This window comes from Mycobacterium paraffinicum (assembly GCF_001907675.1).
Taxonomy (GTDB): domain Bacteria; phylum Actinomycetota; class Actinomycetes; order Mycobacteriales; family Mycobacteriaceae; genus Mycobacterium; species Mycobacterium paraffinicum_A.
The window spans coordinates 117957-133773 of record NZ_MPNT01000004.1 but is presented as its reverse complement, the minus strand read 5'-3'; the positions used below and the strand labels follow the sequence as shown (position 1 = coordinate 133773).

The following is a 15817-nucleotide window of genomic DNA, read 5'->3' as shown; positions in this document are numbered from 1 at the left end:
TCACAGGTGAAATCCGAGACCAATCACAGCTTTACGGACTACTCGACCGGGTCCGTGATCTAGGCCTCGAGCTCGTCAGCGTACAACCGCAGCCCGCGGCTTCCCCGACCCGCATGAGGAAGGGCCTGTAATGCAAGCCATCACTGTTCAGATCGTGATGCCGGCGTCGTCGCGGGCAGACTTGCCATCCTGCCCCTTACCGAAACCGCCGCCGCGTTCGCTCCCGGCAAGAGCGTCCCTGCCAAGACGACCGCGTGTAACTGAAGTGTTAAGGGAGGCAGCCAAAATGGTTCTCAAAGCGGCAGCACTTGCCACGCTGACAGTCGCGATGATGCTCGCGCCCGGGGCCCACGCCGAGCCGGCGCCGGAAAATTCGGGTCAAAAACCGGTTGTCCGGCCAGTCTTCAACCAGCCAACCAATGTTCCGGGCAAATCACTTCAAGCAGTCACCGTCAGTTACCCGCCCGGAGCCAAAAGCGGAGCGCACCACCACGCGAAATCCGCGTTCATCATGGCCTACGTGATCTCCGGAGCGATCCGCAGCCAAGTCGAGGGTGAACCCGCTCGCGTCTATCACGCCGGTGAGACCTGGCGTGAAGCTCCCGGCGCGCACCACACCATCAGTGAAAACGCCAGCGCCACCGAACCTGCCGAATTGCTAGCGGTCTTCCTGTTAGACACCGGAGACGGGCCGCTCACGATGGACGACAACGCAGAATGAGCTCGGCGGTTCGGCGGGGAACAGCCATGACACCGTTCGGAATGATCCGCCGGGAACACTCCATGCACATGCATGATCCGATCCGCGTTGTCCGGATCGCACTACGCTTGTCGCTGGCGGCGGCATTCCTGTCGGCTGTTGCCGATCGATTCGGTTGGTGGAAGCCGTTCGGGCAGGGCAACTGGGGGAGCATGGGCTCCTTCGCCGACTACACCCACCAGCTTGTTCCATTTGCTTCTGGTTGCTTACTGACCGTCATTGTGTGGGTTACCACCGTAACCGAGGCGACGCTGGGAGTATTGCTCCTGACCGGCTGGCAACCGACACTCGTCGGCGCGTCGAGTTGCTTGGTGCTCAACATATTTGGCATCGCGATGGCCGTATCGCTCGGTATGGAAGCGCCGCTTAGCTACAGTGTCTTCTCCGCGGCGAGCGCGGCAGCGGCCTACGCGATACTCGGTATGACGCCGACACGCACCCCCGGCGCATTGCGCGGTCCAGACACTCGAAACCCGCCGCCGGACTACTGTGACTGCGGTTAGTCCATTGAGCCGGTTCGGGAGTGCGGGTACCAGCCCCTAATGACCCTAAGCCAGCCGCCCGTTGCGACGAGCGACCCGGCGAAACGCGGCGGACATACCAATCTTCGGGAATGAGGCCAGATGAAGGCTAGCAAGCAATTCGACGTGATCGTCCTAGGCGGCGGGGTGGGCGGCGTGGCCGCCGCGCGGAAGCTTGCTTCGGTTGGCCTTTCGGTAGCCCTCGTTGAGGATCGTCTCGTCGGTGGCGAGTGCCACTACTGGGGCTGCAACCCGAGCAAAACGCTGCTTCGCCCGATCGAGGTGCTCAACCTCGCGAAGGCTGTCCCTGGTGTGCGAGAGGCTCTTTCGGGGAAGCAACTGGATGTCGCGGCTCTCTTCGCAAAACGAGATGAGCTCATCGAGCACCTCTCGGACCTAGAGCGGACAGCATCGTTGCAGCAAGCCGGTGTAGTGGTGTTTCACGGGTTCGGCCGGTTGAGCGGTGAACGAACGGTGCGCGTGGCCTACGCCCTCGGCGATACGACCGAAGCCGTCTTGACTGCACGCCACGCGGTCGTGCTGGCCACCGGTACTCGTCCGAACGTGCCGGAGATACCTGGTCTGGCGCAAGCACGACCGTGGACTAATCGGGACTTGACCACCATGACGCGCGTGCCACCACGCGCTCTGGTGGTGGGTGGCGGCCCCGTCGCCGTCGAGTTCGCGACCATCCTGAGCGGGTTGGGGTCATCGGTAACGCTTGTGGTGCGCGAGAACACGCTGCTGTGCAACTGCGAACCCGAAGCTCGCGATCTGGTCGCGCAGTCTCTGCGCAGCAATGGCGTCAACATTCATTTGGAGACACAGTTGTCGGCGGTGGCCCGGCCCGTGGCGGGCGGGCCCGTCACCGCGACTTTCAACGGCCGCACCATCGACATAGACGAGGTCGTGCTGGCCGCCGGTCGACGCAACAACACGGACGGCATCGGACTGGAAACCATTGGCCTGACGGGAGGCGAAACCGTTTGCGTCAACGACCATCTCCAGGCGGTCGGTGTCACGGGCGACTGGCTATACGCTCTCGGAGATACCACTGGGCGTGCGCGGTTGTCTCATATCTCCACCTACCACGGACGCATCGTGGCCGAAATCATCGCCGTGCGGGCCGCGGGGCGGGAACTGTCTGACAACGAATTGACTGCCCGTGATGCCGGCAGCCTGGCGCAGGTTATCCACACTGACCCTCAGGTCGCCTGGGTGGGCCGCACCGAAAGTCAAGCCCGAGCAGAAGGGTTCGCGGTGCGGACGCGAACGGCCCGCTACCCCGGCGCCGTGTCATTCCTCGCCCTATACCGTGATGGCTTTCAAGGATGGGCGAAACTGGTCATCAACGACGAGACCAACACACTGCTCGGAGCGACATTTGTTGGCCCGCAATTCTCCGAACTGGTTCAAGCGGCCACGCTGGCCGTCGTCGCGAAAATCCCGGTCACTCTCCTGCGCCATGCGGTCGCGCCGCATCCGACGGTCAATCAGGTTTGGGATCCGCTACTCGCGGAAGAGTCGGAACTTGCGGCGTTGCTGAGCACCGCGGCGCAGAACGCGCAGAGAACCGCTTAGGCGATCAAACCCGTCAATCTCGGTGTTCGAGAGGAGCCACGATGACCTACGACTGGCCGGTCGTCTGACCGTGACCATGCTGGTAGCGGGGGTCCGCACGCCCGGCGGCAACGTGGAGACGTTCGAAGTGGACGACCCGCGGTCTTTGGCGTCCGACGAGGTTCTGATCGCAACTCGTGGCGCCGGGGTTGGGAACTGGGACAACATCATTCGCTACGGCGGTTGGGACGTCGGCAGGACCGTCCCGCTCGCGCTCGGCGTCGAGGCCGCCGGCGTCATCGAGGCCGTCGGTGACAATCGCCAGAGCGGATTCAGCGTGGGCGATGCGGTGCTGTGTCACCCCGTGCCGCTGCGCGATCAAGGCACTTGGGCGCCGCTTCTGATCGCGCCGGTGGGCTCGCTCGCCCGCAAACCGCGCGAAATTCCGTGGGGGACCGCAGCGATCTTTCCGGTGCCGGCGTTGACCGCCGAGCAGGTGGTCGGCGAGGCATTGGGCCTGCACCGCGGAGAGACGTTGCTCGTTCATGGCGCGGGTGGAATCACCGGCGGCCTCATCGTCCAGCTGGCGGCCACGCGCGGGGTCGACGTGCTCGCCACCGCCGGCCCGGGCAGCGCCGACCGAGTCCGCCGGCATGGCGCCCGCGAAGTGCTCGATTACCGCGATCCGCTGTGGCCAGAGCACGCGAAGGCGTTGGCGAAGGACTCGATCGACGCCGTCGCCAACGCGGCCCCTGGCGGTGCTGCTGCGGCGATGGCCGCGCTTGCCGGTGGCGGCCGGCTGGCGACCATCACCCCCGACCTACCCGCATCGACCCGCGGGATCGGCGTGACGGCAGTTTACGTCCGCTCGGATGGGCCCCAACTCGACCGCCTCACCGCGCTTCTCGCGTCGGGCAGGTTGACCATGCCCACCCCGCGGTCCTGCGGCCTCGATCAGGCCGCCGCTGCCTTGGCGCATGTTGTGGCGGGCCACGAGCCCAGCGGAGTCGTCCTCACGACAGACAACCCGGGAAGCTAACCGAAAATCGCACAGCAACAAGGAGTCTCGAAATGACAACTATTTCCCCGATCCTCACCGGAGTGGCGGCACACATCGGACACTACGCCGACGCCGTCGCGGTATCCGGAGGCGGCACACAGGTCTTCGTCTCCGGAACACCCGGGGTGCGTGAAGACGGCACACTTCCTGAGGACTTCACTGACGAGGCCCGGCAGTGTTGGATCAATGTCGAAAATGCGCTCGGTAAGGCTGGTGCCAAGCTCACCGACATCGTCTACATGCGCCAATGGATCACCAGCCGTGGCTATGCGTCCGCATACCTGGCGGTCAGCAAAGAGATAATCCGCCATCAACCCGCCGCCATGTTCAGCATCATCGACGGGCTGGTGTGGCCCAACATCCGCGTGGAAGTCGAAGTCACCGCCATCCTGCCGGCATGACCGATTACCCCGTCGTCGAGTTGTCCACCGACGAGCTGTTGACCACGACCCGCTCGGTGCGCAGACGCCTCGATCTGACCAAACCCGTTCCCATGGGGCTGATCCGGGAATGCCTGGAGATCGCGGTGCAGGCACCGACGTCGGCCAATGTGCAGAACTGGAGTTTCATCGTCGTCACCGACGAACAACAGCGACGCGCGATCGCCGATGTGTATCGGCGCACATGGGAGCTGATCGTCGCTTCGCCGTTCGCGGTCGCCGATCGATTCAAGGACGACCCCGTCCGCAACCGCGAGCAGCGCAAGGTGTCCGACAGCGCGGCGTATCTCGCCGAGCACATCGGCGAGGTCCCCGTCCTGACGATCCCGTGCGTCGAGGTCATCGATGGTGACGGCGCACTGACGGCCGAGAACGCCAACCAGTATTGGAGTTCGATCATGCCCGCCACCTGGAGCTACATGCTCGCCGCGCGGTCGCGGGGCTTGGGAACGACGTGGACCGGGGTGACCATCATGGCCGACGACGACATGCGGGCCATTCTCGGGTTGCCCGACAACGTCTATCACGCCACGACCGTCCCGACCGCGTACTACACCGGCACCACGTTCCGGCGTGGCAAACGGATACCGCTCGACGATGTGCTGCATTTCGACCGGTGGTGAGCACACCACCGGAACCGGGGTGCGGGACAACCGCCCGTGCGGAAGCGAAGCTACAAGGAGGACAACATGGAAGGCGATTACGGCGGTCAAAGTCGTGCCAACACCCAGGGTTCCAGCGGATCCCTCGATACCGGTGACGTCGGCGAGATCAAAGTCGAGGCGGCCAGCCAGACCGACGAGCATCGCAACCGTGCACCGCCGGCGAACGAGACGGCGAACGACGCTGCAACCGAATTGGTTCGCTCGCCGCGAGATCGAGATAGTCGCCAGACGGTTTGGCGCGCATTCGTTTTGATGGCAGGTCTGTTCACCCGGGTGAATGCACGGTTCGGGTGATGACAGGTCCACGACACACTCCGGAGGATGCATGTGAGACCAAGCCCGTCTCGACGACCTTGTCGTCGAGCTCACACCGCACAGAGAAGGAACCGAAGATGCACCACGCTGAGCAGTCGGCCGAAGATCTGGCCATCCTCGAGCAGCTCAACAACGACTATGTCCACTCCGACCAGTTCAACGATGTCAAGCGCTTCAGCGAGTTCCTCGCCGAAGACTTCATCGTGCAGACTCCCGGTGTAACCCGGAACCGCGAAGAGTTCCTCGACTACATCGCCAAGCCGCGTCCCTTCAAGGATCTGGCTGTGCACGACGTGAACATTCGGATCCTCAGTGACGTTGCTCTGATCCATGCCCGCGCCACCTACACCATGCTCGACGACGAAGCGGACCAGGAAGCTCTGTACACGGACACCTATCAAAAGCGTGATGGCACCTGGGTCTGTGTCGCGGCCTGCGCGATCGCCCCGGGCGCATAACCCGCTCCAAACCAGGAAGGCAACCCGCACGTGCATTTTGAGGGCAAGAAAGTCATCGTTATCGGCGGCAGTGCCGGCATGGGCCGGCAGGTCGCGATCGACATCGTCGATCACGGCGGGAGCGCGGTGATCGTTGGCCTGTCGAAAGACCGCGTCGATGACACCGTCACTGAGCTGAGCCGGCGCGGCCATGCGTGGGGTATCGCCGCCGAGCTGACCGACCGCGCCGCGGTCGCGGATGTACAGCGGGCGCTTTCTGAGCAACACGGCAAGGCGACACTGTTGGTCAACGCGGCCGGGTTCTTCATCCCCAAGCCGTTTCTGGAGTACAACGCGCAGGACTACGACTCGTACATGGAGCTCAACTATGCCCTGTTTTTCCTGACGCAGACCGTCGTCGAGGGCATGGTCGCCCGCGGTGAGGGTGGGGCCATCGTCAACATCGGCAGCATGTGGGCACACCAGGCGGTCGGTGTCACGCCTTCGTGCGGGCACTCGATGCAAAAAGCAGGGCTGCATGCGCTCACCCGCAACCTGGCCATCGAGCTTGCCGGACACAACATCCGCGTCAACGCGGTGGCACCAGCCGCGGTCAGGACGCCAGCGCTTGAGAAGTGGGTCCGCAAGGACGAGATCGACGCCACGCTTGACACTTTCGCGCCGTTTCATCCGTTGGGACGAGTCGGTACGCCGGCCGACGTGGCCAACGCGGTGACGTATCTGCTCTCTGATGAGGCAAGTTGGGTGACCGGCGCGATCCTCAACGTCGACGGCGGCGTGATGGCGGGTCGCAATTAGCCCGGTGCAGGTGGTTGCGGACGTTCGAAGCGACAGGAAGCTGAAAGGAAGATGCAATGGCAATCGGTATTTTGAGGCCGGGCGGCCCGCGGGCCAAGTCCGTCGGCCGCGGCGAAGGCAGGTCCTTGTTCAACGGAACGGTCGGTGTACGCCACATCCTCGACCAGGCTCAGGCGGACGGCCGCTTGTCCGTGCTCGAGCATCCCATGTCCCCTCGGGCGCTGGCCGCACCGCTGCATCGCCACCGCAACGAAGATGAGTACAGCTGGATCATTGAGGGACGCGTGGGCGCCTTGCTTGGCGATGAGGTGCTCGAGGGGGGCCCTGGCGACTTCATTTTCAAGCCACGAGGCCAATGGCACACGTTCTGGAACGCGGGCGACGAGCCGGCCCGCATACTCGAGATCATTTCCCCCGCAGGATTCGAGCAGTTCTTCGACGAGCTTGCTGATCTCGGGGGTATAGCCACGATATCGCCCGAAGTCCTGGATGAGCTCTGCGCGCGCTACGAACTGGAGATGGATGTCGACAGCGTGCCCGAACTATGCAAACGCTTCGGCTTGAAATTCCCCGGTGAACCTCTCTGAGAGTGAACGATGAGTTCGAAAATTCCTGATGTTGTTGGCTTGCTGCGTTAAGCAGCCGTGCCGAGGGCAATGTGGAGGTGAGAAACATGCTCGTCGACGGCGATTACGACGACGCTAGGCCCGACGGAACGTTAGGACCCAGCGAATCTTTGGACTCTGACGAAGTACGCAATGACGATGGTGACATCGTGGTCGATGCGCCATTGCGTTGGATATCTCCTGACGGGCACCTGACGCTGGATGAGCGTCTGGCCGCCGAGGAGCCGGAACTTGGCTACACCGAGGGCCCGCCGCCGCGGGCCGGGCGGCACCACGGTCAGATCAGTGGCAGCCCAAACGACGGCCCTTCGTTCTACACGGTGGCGCGCGAAGAGTTTGATGAGGACGCCGACTGACTGGGCACCCCCGGTCCTCACCCGGGTGAATAGGTGGTCGGGGTGATGACGGATCACCTCGACCGGCCGCAGGCTCAATACCACGGATACGGGCGATGGCCGGTCTGCTTGCAGGACGCCAGGGCGAACGAACTTCTCCGGCGGATTGTCTTCGCAGGAGCCACGTCTCCGGTGCGGGCAAGCCTTCCCATCGGCTTGGCGGGTCCCGGTCACCGGTCGGACTACAACGCTGAAAGGTTCATCATGAAGATCGTAGTCATTGGCGGTCGTGGCCTCATTGGCTCGAAAGTAGTGGCCAAGCTTGGCGCGCAGGGACACGACGTGATCGCCGCTTCACGCCGATCCGGTGTCGATTCGCTTACCGGCGAAGGCCTAGCAGACGCCGTCACCGGCGCGGATGTCCTCGTCGACGTCGCTGATTCACCAGTGTTCGACGATGAACCTGTGATGCACTTCTTCACGACCACGACCAAGAATCTTCTCTCTGCCGAGCGGGAAGCGGGAGTCGAACACCATGTCGCGTTGTCCGTCGTGGGTTCGCAAAGCATGCCAGACAGCGGCTACAACACCGCGAAAGCAGCTCAGGAGGAGCTGATCAAGGTTTCGGGCCGGCAGTATTCGATTGTGCGCGCAACGCCGTTCTACGAGTTCGCGATTGGCTTGGCCGATTCCGCGACAGACGGCGAGATTGTCAGATTGCCACATGCATCGTTCCGCCCCATCGCCGCCGACGATGTCGCCACCGCCGTGGCTCGCGCGGCGGTGGGAGCTCCCATCAACGGCGTCATGGAGATCGCGGGGCCCGAAGCAATGGGAATGGACGACTTCGTCCGCGCGGGCCTTGCCGCAAACGGTGATCGCCGCCGAGTCGTGACCGACCCCGAGGCTCCATATTTCGGTGCGGTGATCGACGATCACAGCCTCGCGCCCGACGAGAACGCCACCATCTTTACCACTCGATACTCCGACTGGATCGAGGCACGCTCCACCAGGATCGGATGACGAATGTCGTTCGAAACGAGCGACTCCGAACACGAGTCAACAGTCCAGGTGCTTCAGGAAGTGCGATCACCGTCCATTCCTGACGATGCCCATGTGCTGACCGTTCTCATCAACCATCCGCCGGGCGCCCCCGGGTACCCGCCACACCGTCTTCCCGGGGGCCCGGGATTCGGTTACATGATCGACGGTGAGATGTTGTTCGAGCTCGAGGGTGAAGCGCCACGCGTCCTCCGCGCAGGAGACGCCTTCTGGGGGCCCGGCGACGACCTGATCCACTATCGGGACGCCAACAACCGCACCGACATTCCTTGTAGCTTCGTTCTCACGCTGCTGTGCGCGCCCGGACGACCGATGCGCGAATGGGTCACCGAAGCGGAGCTCGCGGCGAGAAAACACCTGCGGGTCACGGGCTGACTCCTCGAGCACTAGGCATTCAGCCGCGCCGGTGGGTGCTTGGCCCGACCTACGAATCGAAGCGCCATCGACACATCTCCGACCGCGCGCACAGCCGTCACGTGTGCATGCCCAACTCGGGGCGCGGTTATCACAACCGCACCCGCCCGTTGTGACAGTTATCTCATGGACTCCGTCAGCCGCCCTGCCCGGACTGCTTGGGTTTGCCGCACTTGCCGTCGTTGGCCTGCCGCACGTTGATGCTGGTCGCCTGCAGCGTGCCGTTGTCCATGGTTCCGCGGGCCCACAGGCACTTACCCTGCGCAATCGCGTCGGTGGTCGCGGAGGCCTGCTTGCTGTATTTGGTCCTCTCGTCGACCGTCACCGCGGTTTGGGTGGTGTTGCCGCTGGGGTCGGTGCCGGTGATGTTGATGGTGTTACCCGACACGGACGCCACCGAGCCGCGCACCGGTGCCGGGGCCGGCGACCCCGGGGGCGGCGGGGTGGAGGAACCCTGGCCGGGGCCCTGACCCGCCGGCTTGGCCGGGCAGGCGCCGTTGACGGAAGGACTGACCTTCACCGACGCCGCCGTGACGGGCTGGCCGCCCCGGGCCTCCTTGGCGGGCCGCACGGTGACGCAGCTGCCGGAGGTGACATCGGGAAGCGAGGCCGGGGTGGTCTCGGTGACCTTGGTGGTCGAGGTGAAGTTCACCGCGGCGGTGGAGTTGTCTTCCTTGGTGACCTGGATGGAGTTGCCCGCCACCGACGCGATCAGGCCGCTGAGCCGGGCTTCACCCTTGGCTGGAGCGGGCGACGTGGTCGTGGAGGTCACCACCGAGGTGGACGTCGATGTCGACGTCGTCGGGCTTGCCTTGTTGGACGAACCGCACGCGGCGACGGACAGCGCGGTGACCCCTGCGACGGTGAGGACCGCCCACCGGGTGGACCGTGGCGTTGGACAGCTAGCAGGCATCGAGGTTTCTCCAATCATGGTGGGACCCAACACCAATGGGTATTACCAGTTGGAGCTGTAGCTAACCTGTGTGTAATGCGGTTGGGTCAGAACGCCTGTTCGGGGACGCGCATGACCTCGTCGTCGATCGACTCGATGACTTTGCGCAGGGACGTGAGCTTGGGCAGCATGTTCTTGGCGAAGAACGCCGATGTGGCCACCTTGCCCCGATAGAAGGCCGTGTCGTTCCCGTCCGCGTTCGCCAGCGCGGCGTTCGCGACCCCGGCCTGCACCAGCAGCCTCCAGCCGATGAGCAGGTCGCCGACCGCGAGCAGGTACCGCACCGATCCGAGCCCCACCTTGTAGATTTCGGTCGGATGTTGCGCGGCGGACATCAGGTATGCGGTCAAGGCGCCCGTCATCGCCGTGACCTCGTCGAGCGCGGACTGCAGCAGCTCGGCCTGCGGTTTGAGCGCGTCGTCGCACGCATCGATCGTCGCGGTGATCTGCGCGGTCACGAACTGCAGGGCCTGGCCGCGGTCGCGGACGATCTTGCGGAAGAAGAAGTCCAGCGCCTGGATGGCGGTGGTGCCCTCGTAGAGGGAATCGATCTTGGAATCCCGGATGTACTGCTCCAGCGGGTAGTCCTGCAGGAAGCCCGAACCGCCCAGCGTCTGCAGAGACTCAGTCAAGATCTCGTAGGCCCGCTCCGAGCTCACGCCTTTCACGATCGGCAGCAGCAGGTCGTCGACCCGGTGCGCCATCTCGTGGTCGGCACCCGAAACGTGTTGGGCCACAGCGTCATCCTGATGAGCGGCGGCGTACATGTACAACGCCCGTAGCCCCTCGGCGTAGGCCTTCTGCGTCATCAGGCTGCGACGCACGTCGGGGTGGTGGATGATCGTGACCCGCGGGGCCGTCTTGTCGGACATCTGCGTGAGGTCGGCGCCCTGCACCCGCTCTTTGGCGAACGCCAGCGCGTTCAGGTAGCCCGTGGACAACGTGCCGGCCGCCTTGACGCCGATCGTCATGCGCGCGTGCTCGATCACGGTGAACATCTGCGCGATGCCGTTGTGCACGTCGCCGACGAGGTAGCCGACCGCCGGCAGGTCGGTTGCGCCGAAAGTCAATTCGCACGTGGGGGAGGATTTGATTCCCATCTTGTGCTCCACGCCGGTGACGAAAACCCCGTTGCGGGGCCCGAGTTCGAACGTTTCGGGGTCGAAAAGGTACTCCGGCACGTAGAACAGGCTCAGGCCCTTGGTGCCCGGGCCGGCGCCCTCGGGGCGGGCGAGCACGAGGTGGAAGATGTTGTCGGCGGTGTTGCCCACGTCGCCGCCCGAGATGAACCGCTTGACGCCCTCGATGTGCCAGGTGCCGTCGGGTTGTGCGATGGCCTTGGCGCGGCCGGCGCCGACATCGGAGCCCGCGTCGGGCTCGGTGAGGACCATGGTGGCGGCCCAGCCCCGCTCCACGCCCTCCGCCGCCCAGCGCCGCTGCTCTTCGTTGCCCTCGACGTAGAGGGCTTGGGCCATCAGCGGTCCGAGGCTGAAAAAGTTCGCGGACGGGTTGGCGCAGATGATCATTTCGTTGACGCCCCACGCCAGCGGCGGCGGCGCGGCCATGCCGCCGATCTCTTCGTCCAGCATCAGTCGCCACCAACCGGCCTCTTTGATCGCCTGCACCGTTTTGGCCAGTTCGGGCGCCACGCTGATCGTGTGGGTGGCCGGGTCGAAGACCGGCGGGTTGCGGTCGGCGAAGGCGAAGGACTCGGCCACCGGGCCTTCGGCAAGGCGGGCGGCTTCCTCGAGGATCGTCCGCACCGTCTCGGCATCGAGGTCGCTGTAGCGTCCAGTGCCTAGCACGGCGCCGAGGTCGAGCACTTCGAACAGGTTGAACTCGAGATCACGGACGTTAGCGATGTAGTGGCCCAACGCGATTCCCTCACTGGTCCCTTGACGCGGCGGATCGTCCGCCCAGTGTCTCCGACGTGGGAAAACGTACGCAACCGTAACCTACGACCGGCCCCCGACGGGTTACGCGCCGGTTGCATTGGGGAAACGGCGGCCGCGGCGCGCGGGGCAAACTCGGCCGGCTTCCTCACCCCGGGAACACCACGTCTGGCCCCCGCGTTACGGCAAATGTGACAACACTCGACCTCACCGCTGACAAGTTCAACGAAACCATCGAGGGCAACGACATCGTGCTCGTCGATTTCTGGGCGTCCTGGTGCGGGCCATGCCGCCAGTTCGGGCCCACTTTCCAGGCGTCCGCGGAGAAGCACCCCGACATCGTGCACGCCAAGGTGGACACCGAGGCCGAACAGCAACTGGCCGCGGCCGCCCAGATCCGGTCCATCCCGACCCTGATGGCGTTCAAGAAGGGCAAACTGCTGTTCAACCAGCCCGGTGCGCTGCCGCCGGCGGCGCTGGAAGACCTCGTTCAGCAGATCAAGGCCTTCGACGTGGACGCGGCCCAGGCCGGCCAGGCCGAATAACCGCTACATCGCGGCGCACACGGGATTGAACCCCGCTACGCGCTAGGTTGCTTGGGTGAGTCTGGTACTGGTAGAGCAACCGCGCCCCGGCGTCGCGCTGATAACCCTCAATCGGCCCGAGCGAATGAATTCCATGGCGTTCGACGTCATGGTCCCGCTGAAAGAGGCCCTGGAACGGGTCAGGTACGACAATTCCGTGCGCGTGGTCGTGCTGACCGGGGCGGGCCGGGGATTCTCCTCGGGTGCGGACCACAAGTCCGCGGGCTCGGTGCCCCACGTCGAGGGCCTGACCCGCCCCACGTACGCGCTGCGCTCCATGGAGGTCCTCGACGAGGTCATCCTGGGGCTGCGCCGCCTGCATCAGCCCGTCATCGCCGCGGTCAACGGCCCGGCCATCGGCGGGGGGCTGTGTCTGGCGCTGGCCGCCGACATCCGGGTCGCCGCGACCGGCGCATATTTTCGCGCGGCCGGCATCAACAACGGCCTGACCGCCAGCGAGCTGGGACTGAGTTACCTGCTGCCCAGGGCCATCGGATCGTCGCGGGCGTTCGACATCATGTTGACCGGCCGCGATGTGACCGCCGAGGAGGCCGAGCGGATCGGGCTGGTGTCCTGCCAGGTGCCCGACGAGCAGCTGCTGGACACCTGCTACGCCATCGCCGCCCGGATAGCGGCGTTCTCGCGGCCGGGAGTCGAATTGACCAAGCGCACACTGTGGAGTGGACTGGACGCCGGTAGCCTGGAGGGGCACATGCAAGCCGAAGGCTTGGGTCAGCTGTTCGTCCGTCTGCTCACCGCCAACTTCGAAGAAGCGGTTGCCGCGCGCGCGGAGCGACGCCCCGCGGTTTTCACCGACGACAAGTAGCCACGACATAAGGGAGTAGATGTGATCACGGCCACGGACCTCGAGGTCCGCGCTGGTGCGCGCATCCTGCTCTCACCCGATGGGCCGGACCTGCGCGTGCAGCCCGGCGATCGCATCGGGCTGGTCGGGCGCAACGGTGCCGGCAAGACGACCACCCTGCGCATCTTGGCGGGGGAGACCGAACCGTACGCCGGGGCTGTGATCCGCGCGGGCGAAATCGGTTATCTGCCACAGGATCCCAAAGAGGGTGACCTCGACGTGCTGGCCCGCGACCGGGTGTTGTCCGCGCGCGGCCTGGACGTTCTGCTCACCGATCTGGAGAAGCAGCAGGCGCTGATGGCGGAGGTCGCCGACGACGATGCCCGCGACCGCGCCATTCGCCGGTACGGGCAGCTGGAGGAGCGGTTCGTCGCGTTGGGTGGCTACGGCGCCGAGAGCGAGGCCAGCCGCATCTGCGCGAGCCTCGGATTGCCGGACCGGGTGCTGACGCAGAAGCTGCGCACGCTGTCCGGGGGACAACGCCGCCGAGTGGAGTTGGCGCGGATCCTGTTCGCCGCGTCCGACACCGGTGCCGGCTCGTCAACCACCCTGCTGCTCGACGAGCCCACCAACCACCTGGACGCGGATTCGGTTGGCTGGCTGCGCGATTTCTTGCGCGCCCACACCGGCGGGCTGGTGATCATCAGCCACAACGTCGAGTTGCTGGCCGACGTCGTCAACCGGGTGTGGTTTCTCGACGCCGTGCGCGGCGAGGTCGACGTCTACAACATGGGCTGGCAGAAGTACCTGGATGCCCGGGCCACCGACGAGCAACGGCGTCGCCGTGAGCGCGCCAACGCCGAACGCAAGGCCGCCGCGCTGCGCACGCAGGCCGCGAAGCTGGGCGCCAAAGCCACGAAAGCCGTTGCCGCCCAGAATATGTTGCGCCGCGCCGACCGGATGATGGCCGCGCTCGACGACGAACGGGTCGCCGACAAAGTCGCCCGCATCAAGTTCCCCACCCCGGCCCCGTGCGGGCGCACCCCGCTGGTGGCCAAGGGACTGAGCAAGTCATACGGGTCGCTGGAGGTGTTCACCGGCGTGGACCTGGCCATCGACCGCGGCTCGCGGGTGGTGGTCCTGGGGCTGAACGGCGCCGGCAAGACCACGCTGCTGCGGCTGCTGGCCGGCACCGAGGAGCCGGACACCGGCGGCCTGGAACCCGGACACGGCTTGCGCATGGGCTATTTCGCGCAGGAGCACGACACCCTCGACAACGACGCCAGCGTGTGGGAGAACATCCGGCACGCCGCGCCCGACACCGGCGAGCAGGATCTGCGGGGCCTGCTGGGCGCGTTCATGTTCAGCGGACCCCAACTCGACCAACCGGCGGGCACCCTGTCGGGTGGGGAGAAGACGCGGCTCGCGCTGGCCGGGCTGGTGGCGTCGACGGCGAACGTCCTGCTGCTCGACGAACCGACGAACAACCTCGATCCCGCCTCGCGCGAACAGGTGCTCGACGCGCTGCGCAGTTATCAGGGCGCGGTGGTGCTGGTGACGCACGATCCCGGCGCGGCCGAGGCGCTCGACCCGCAGCGGGTCGTGCTGCTGCCCGACGGCACCGAGGACTTCTGGTCCGACGAATATCGGGACCTCATCGAACTCGCCTGACTTCTGGATGCTTTTCGTCCAAATCGGCCCGCGGCCGACGGCGGGTTCCTACTCTAGGTGCTTGCGATCGTGTTCAGCCGCGGAGGACATCCATGAAAAGGGCACTGCAAAGGTCGAAGAAGACCCGCGAGGAGTTGTTGTCCGAGCTGCGTCACGCCTACGAGGGCGGGGCCAGCATCCGCACGCTGGTCGCCTCCACCGGCAGGTCGTACGGATCGATACACAGCCTGCTGCTGCAAGCGGGCGCCACGATGCGCAGCCGCGGCGGCCCGAACCGCACCGCGCGATCCGCGCGGGTGTAGCCGCGCGGCTACTCCTGTGGCCCAGAGTCGTTGCGGCGCACGGACTTTTCCACTAGGTCGAGCACCGCGGACAACCGCCGCGGATCTTCTCCTGACGCCAGCCGCGCCACCAGGCCGTCGAGCACCAACTCCAGATAGCACTGCAACACGTCGCCGGGAACGTCGTCGCGCACCCGGTGCGCCTCCTTCTGCCTGCGCAACCGATCGGTCGTCGCCGCCGCCAGTTCCGCGGACCGCTCCGCCCAGCCGCGGCTGAACTCGGGGTCGTTGCGCAGCTTGCGTGCGATCTCCAATCGGGTGGCCAGCCAGTCGAACTGGTCGGGCGCGGCGAGCATGTCGCGCATCACCTGGATGAGCCCCTCGCGCGACGCCACGTCGGCCATCCGCTCGGCATCCTCGTGCGCGAGCGCGAAGAACAGCGCGTCCTTGTCGCGGAAGTGGTGGAAGATCGCGCCACGCGACATCCCGATGGCCGTCTCCAGCCGCCGCACCGTGGCCTTGTCGTAGCCGTATTCGGCGAAGCAGTGGCGGGCACCGTCGAGGATCTGGCGGCGGCGAGCCGCCAGATGGTCCTCGCTGACTTTGGGCACAGGCGAC

20 protein-coding genes are annotated in these 15817 nt (G+C 65.4%); 17 read left to right on the top strand and 3 right to left on the bottom strand.

Annotation, left to right across the window (positions count from 1 at the left end):
• Nucleotides 1-286: 286 nt before the first annotated feature.
• The 13 genes from BRW65_RS06630 (at nt 287) to BRW65_RS06570 (ending at nt 8975) form a co-directional block, all read left to right on the top strand.
• On the top strand, nt 287-721 hold the full coding sequence (locus tag BRW65_RS06630; RefSeq protein ID WP_073872547.1) for a cupin domain-containing protein: 435 nt from the start codon (nt 287-289) through the stop codon (nt 719-721).
• 62 nt (nt 722-783) lie between these two features.
• Nucleotides 784-1263 (top strand): hypothetical protein, encoded by a 480-nt coding sequence (locus tag BRW65_RS06625; RefSeq protein WP_244168018.1) that lies wholly within the window; start codon nt 784-786, stop codon nt 1261-1263.
• 120 nt (nt 1264-1383) lie between these two features.
• Nucleotides 1384-2862, top strand: coding sequence for a dihydrolipoyl dehydrogenase family protein (locus BRW65_RS06620; protein ID WP_073872545.1), 1479 nt, complete (start codon nt 1384-1386; stop codon nt 2860-2862).
• 76 nt (nt 2863-2938) lie between these two features.
• Nucleotides 2939-3880 carry an NADP-dependent oxidoreductase gene (locus BRW65_RS06615; protein ID WP_244168017.1) on the top strand — a complete coding sequence of 314 codons (942 nt, stop codon included), beginning with the start codon at nt 2939-2941 and terminating at the stop codon, nt 3878-3880.
• Between the two features lie 32 nt (nt 3881-3912).
• Nucleotides 3913-4302 (top strand): Rid family hydrolase, encoded by a 390-nt coding sequence (locus BRW65_RS06610; protein WP_073872543.1) that lies wholly within the window; start codon nt 3913-3915, stop codon nt 4300-4302.
• Nucleotides 4299-4964, top strand: coding sequence for a nitroreductase family protein (locus tag BRW65_RS06605; protein WP_073872541.1), 666 nt, complete (start codon nt 4299-4301; stop codon nt 4962-4964). The genes BRW65_RS06610 and BRW65_RS06605 overlap by 4 nt, the downstream gene beginning before the upstream one ends.
• A 66-nt stretch (nt 4965-5030) precedes the next feature.
• On the top strand, nt 5031-5300 hold the full coding sequence (locus BRW65_RS06600) for a hypothetical protein (protein ID WP_139272901.1): 270 nt from the start codon (nt 5031-5033) through the stop codon (nt 5298-5300).
• Between the two features lie 98 nt (nt 5301-5398).
• Nucleotides 5399-5779 (top strand): nuclear transport factor 2 family protein, encoded by a 381-nt coding sequence (locus tag BRW65_RS06595; protein ID WP_073872536.1) that lies wholly within the window; start codon nt 5399-5401, stop codon nt 5777-5779.
• Nucleotides 5780-5809: 30 nt separating this feature from the next.
• The gene (locus BRW65_RS06590) at nt 5810-6577 is read left to right on the top strand and encodes an SDR family NAD(P)-dependent oxidoreductase (RefSeq protein ID WP_073872534.1); all 768 of its coding nucleotides are present in this window, start codon (nt 5810-5812) and stop codon (nt 6575-6577) included.
• Between the two features lie 56 nt (nt 6578-6633).
• Nucleotides 6634-7164 (top strand): cupin domain-containing protein, encoded by a 531-nt coding sequence (locus BRW65_RS06585; protein ID WP_244168005.1) that lies wholly within the window; start codon nt 6634-6636, stop codon nt 7162-7164.
• Nucleotides 7165-7250: 86 nt separating this feature from the next.
• On the top strand, nt 7251-7559 hold the full coding sequence (locus BRW65_RS06580; RefSeq protein ID WP_073872981.1) for a hypothetical protein: 309 nt from the start codon (nt 7251-7253) through the stop codon (nt 7557-7559).
• Between the two features lie 243 nt (nt 7560-7802).
• Nucleotides 7803-8561, top strand: a complete 759-nt coding sequence (locus BRW65_RS06575; RefSeq protein WP_073872978.1) for an SDR family oxidoreductase — start codon at nt 7803-7805, stop codon at nt 8559-8561.
• A gap of 3 nt (nt 8562-8564) precedes the next feature.
• The gene (locus tag BRW65_RS06570) at nt 8565-8975 is read left to right on the top strand and encodes a cupin domain-containing protein (protein WP_073872532.1); all 411 of its coding nucleotides are present in this window, start codon (nt 8565-8567) and stop codon (nt 8973-8975) included.
• Nucleotides 8976-9150: 175 nt separating this feature from the next.
• On the opposite strand, the gene BRW65_RS06565 is transcribed toward BRW65_RS06570, so the two are convergent.
• Together BRW65_RS06565 and BRW65_RS06555 are read right to left on the bottom strand one after the other, a co-directional pair.
• A complete protein-coding gene (locus BRW65_RS06565; protein WP_244168004.1) occupies nt 9151-9927 on the bottom strand; it encodes a DUF5666 domain-containing protein in 777 nt (258 codons plus the stop codon).
• Between the two features lie 86 nt (nt 9928-10013).
• On the bottom strand, nt 10014-11840 hold the full coding sequence (locus tag BRW65_RS06555; RefSeq protein WP_073872526.1) for an acyl-CoA dehydrogenase: 1827 nt from the start codon (nt 11838-11840) through the stop codon (nt 10014-10016).
• A 209-nt stretch (nt 11841-12049) separates the two neighbouring features.
• On the opposite strand from BRW65_RS06555, the gene trxA reads away from it, so the two are divergent.
• From trxA to BRW65_RS06535, 4 genes are all read left to right on the top strand, one after another.
• Nucleotides 12050-12403: a thioredoxin gene (gene trxA, locus BRW65_RS06550; protein WP_073872524.1), complete on the top strand. Its 354-nt coding sequence runs from the start codon at nt 12050-12052 to the stop codon at nt 12401-12403.
• Between the two features lie 55 nt (nt 12404-12458).
• Nucleotides 12459-13268, top strand: coding sequence for an enoyl-CoA hydratase (locus tag BRW65_RS06545; RefSeq protein WP_073872522.1), 810 nt, complete (start codon nt 12459-12461; stop codon nt 13266-13268).
• Between the two features lie 21 nt (nt 13269-13289).
• The gene (locus BRW65_RS06540) at nt 13290-14918 is read left to right on the top strand and encodes an ABC-F family ATP-binding cassette domain-containing protein (RefSeq protein ID WP_073872520.1); all 1629 of its coding nucleotides are present in this window, start codon (nt 13290-13292) and stop codon (nt 14916-14918) included.
• 104 nt (nt 14919-15022) lie between these two features.
• Entirely contained in the window at nt 15023-15220 is a 198-nt protein-coding gene (locus tag BRW65_RS06535; protein ID WP_073872974.1) for a helix-turn-helix domain-containing protein, read from the top strand.
• A gap of 8 nt (nt 15221-15228) precedes the next feature.
• Here BRW65_RS06535 and BRW65_RS06530 read toward each other — a convergent pair whose 3' ends face one another.
• Entirely contained in the window at nt 15229-15810 is a 582-nt protein-coding gene (locus BRW65_RS06530; protein ID WP_073872518.1) for a TetR/AcrR family transcriptional regulator, read from the bottom strand.
• Between the last annotated feature and the right edge of the window lie 7 nt (nt 15811-15817).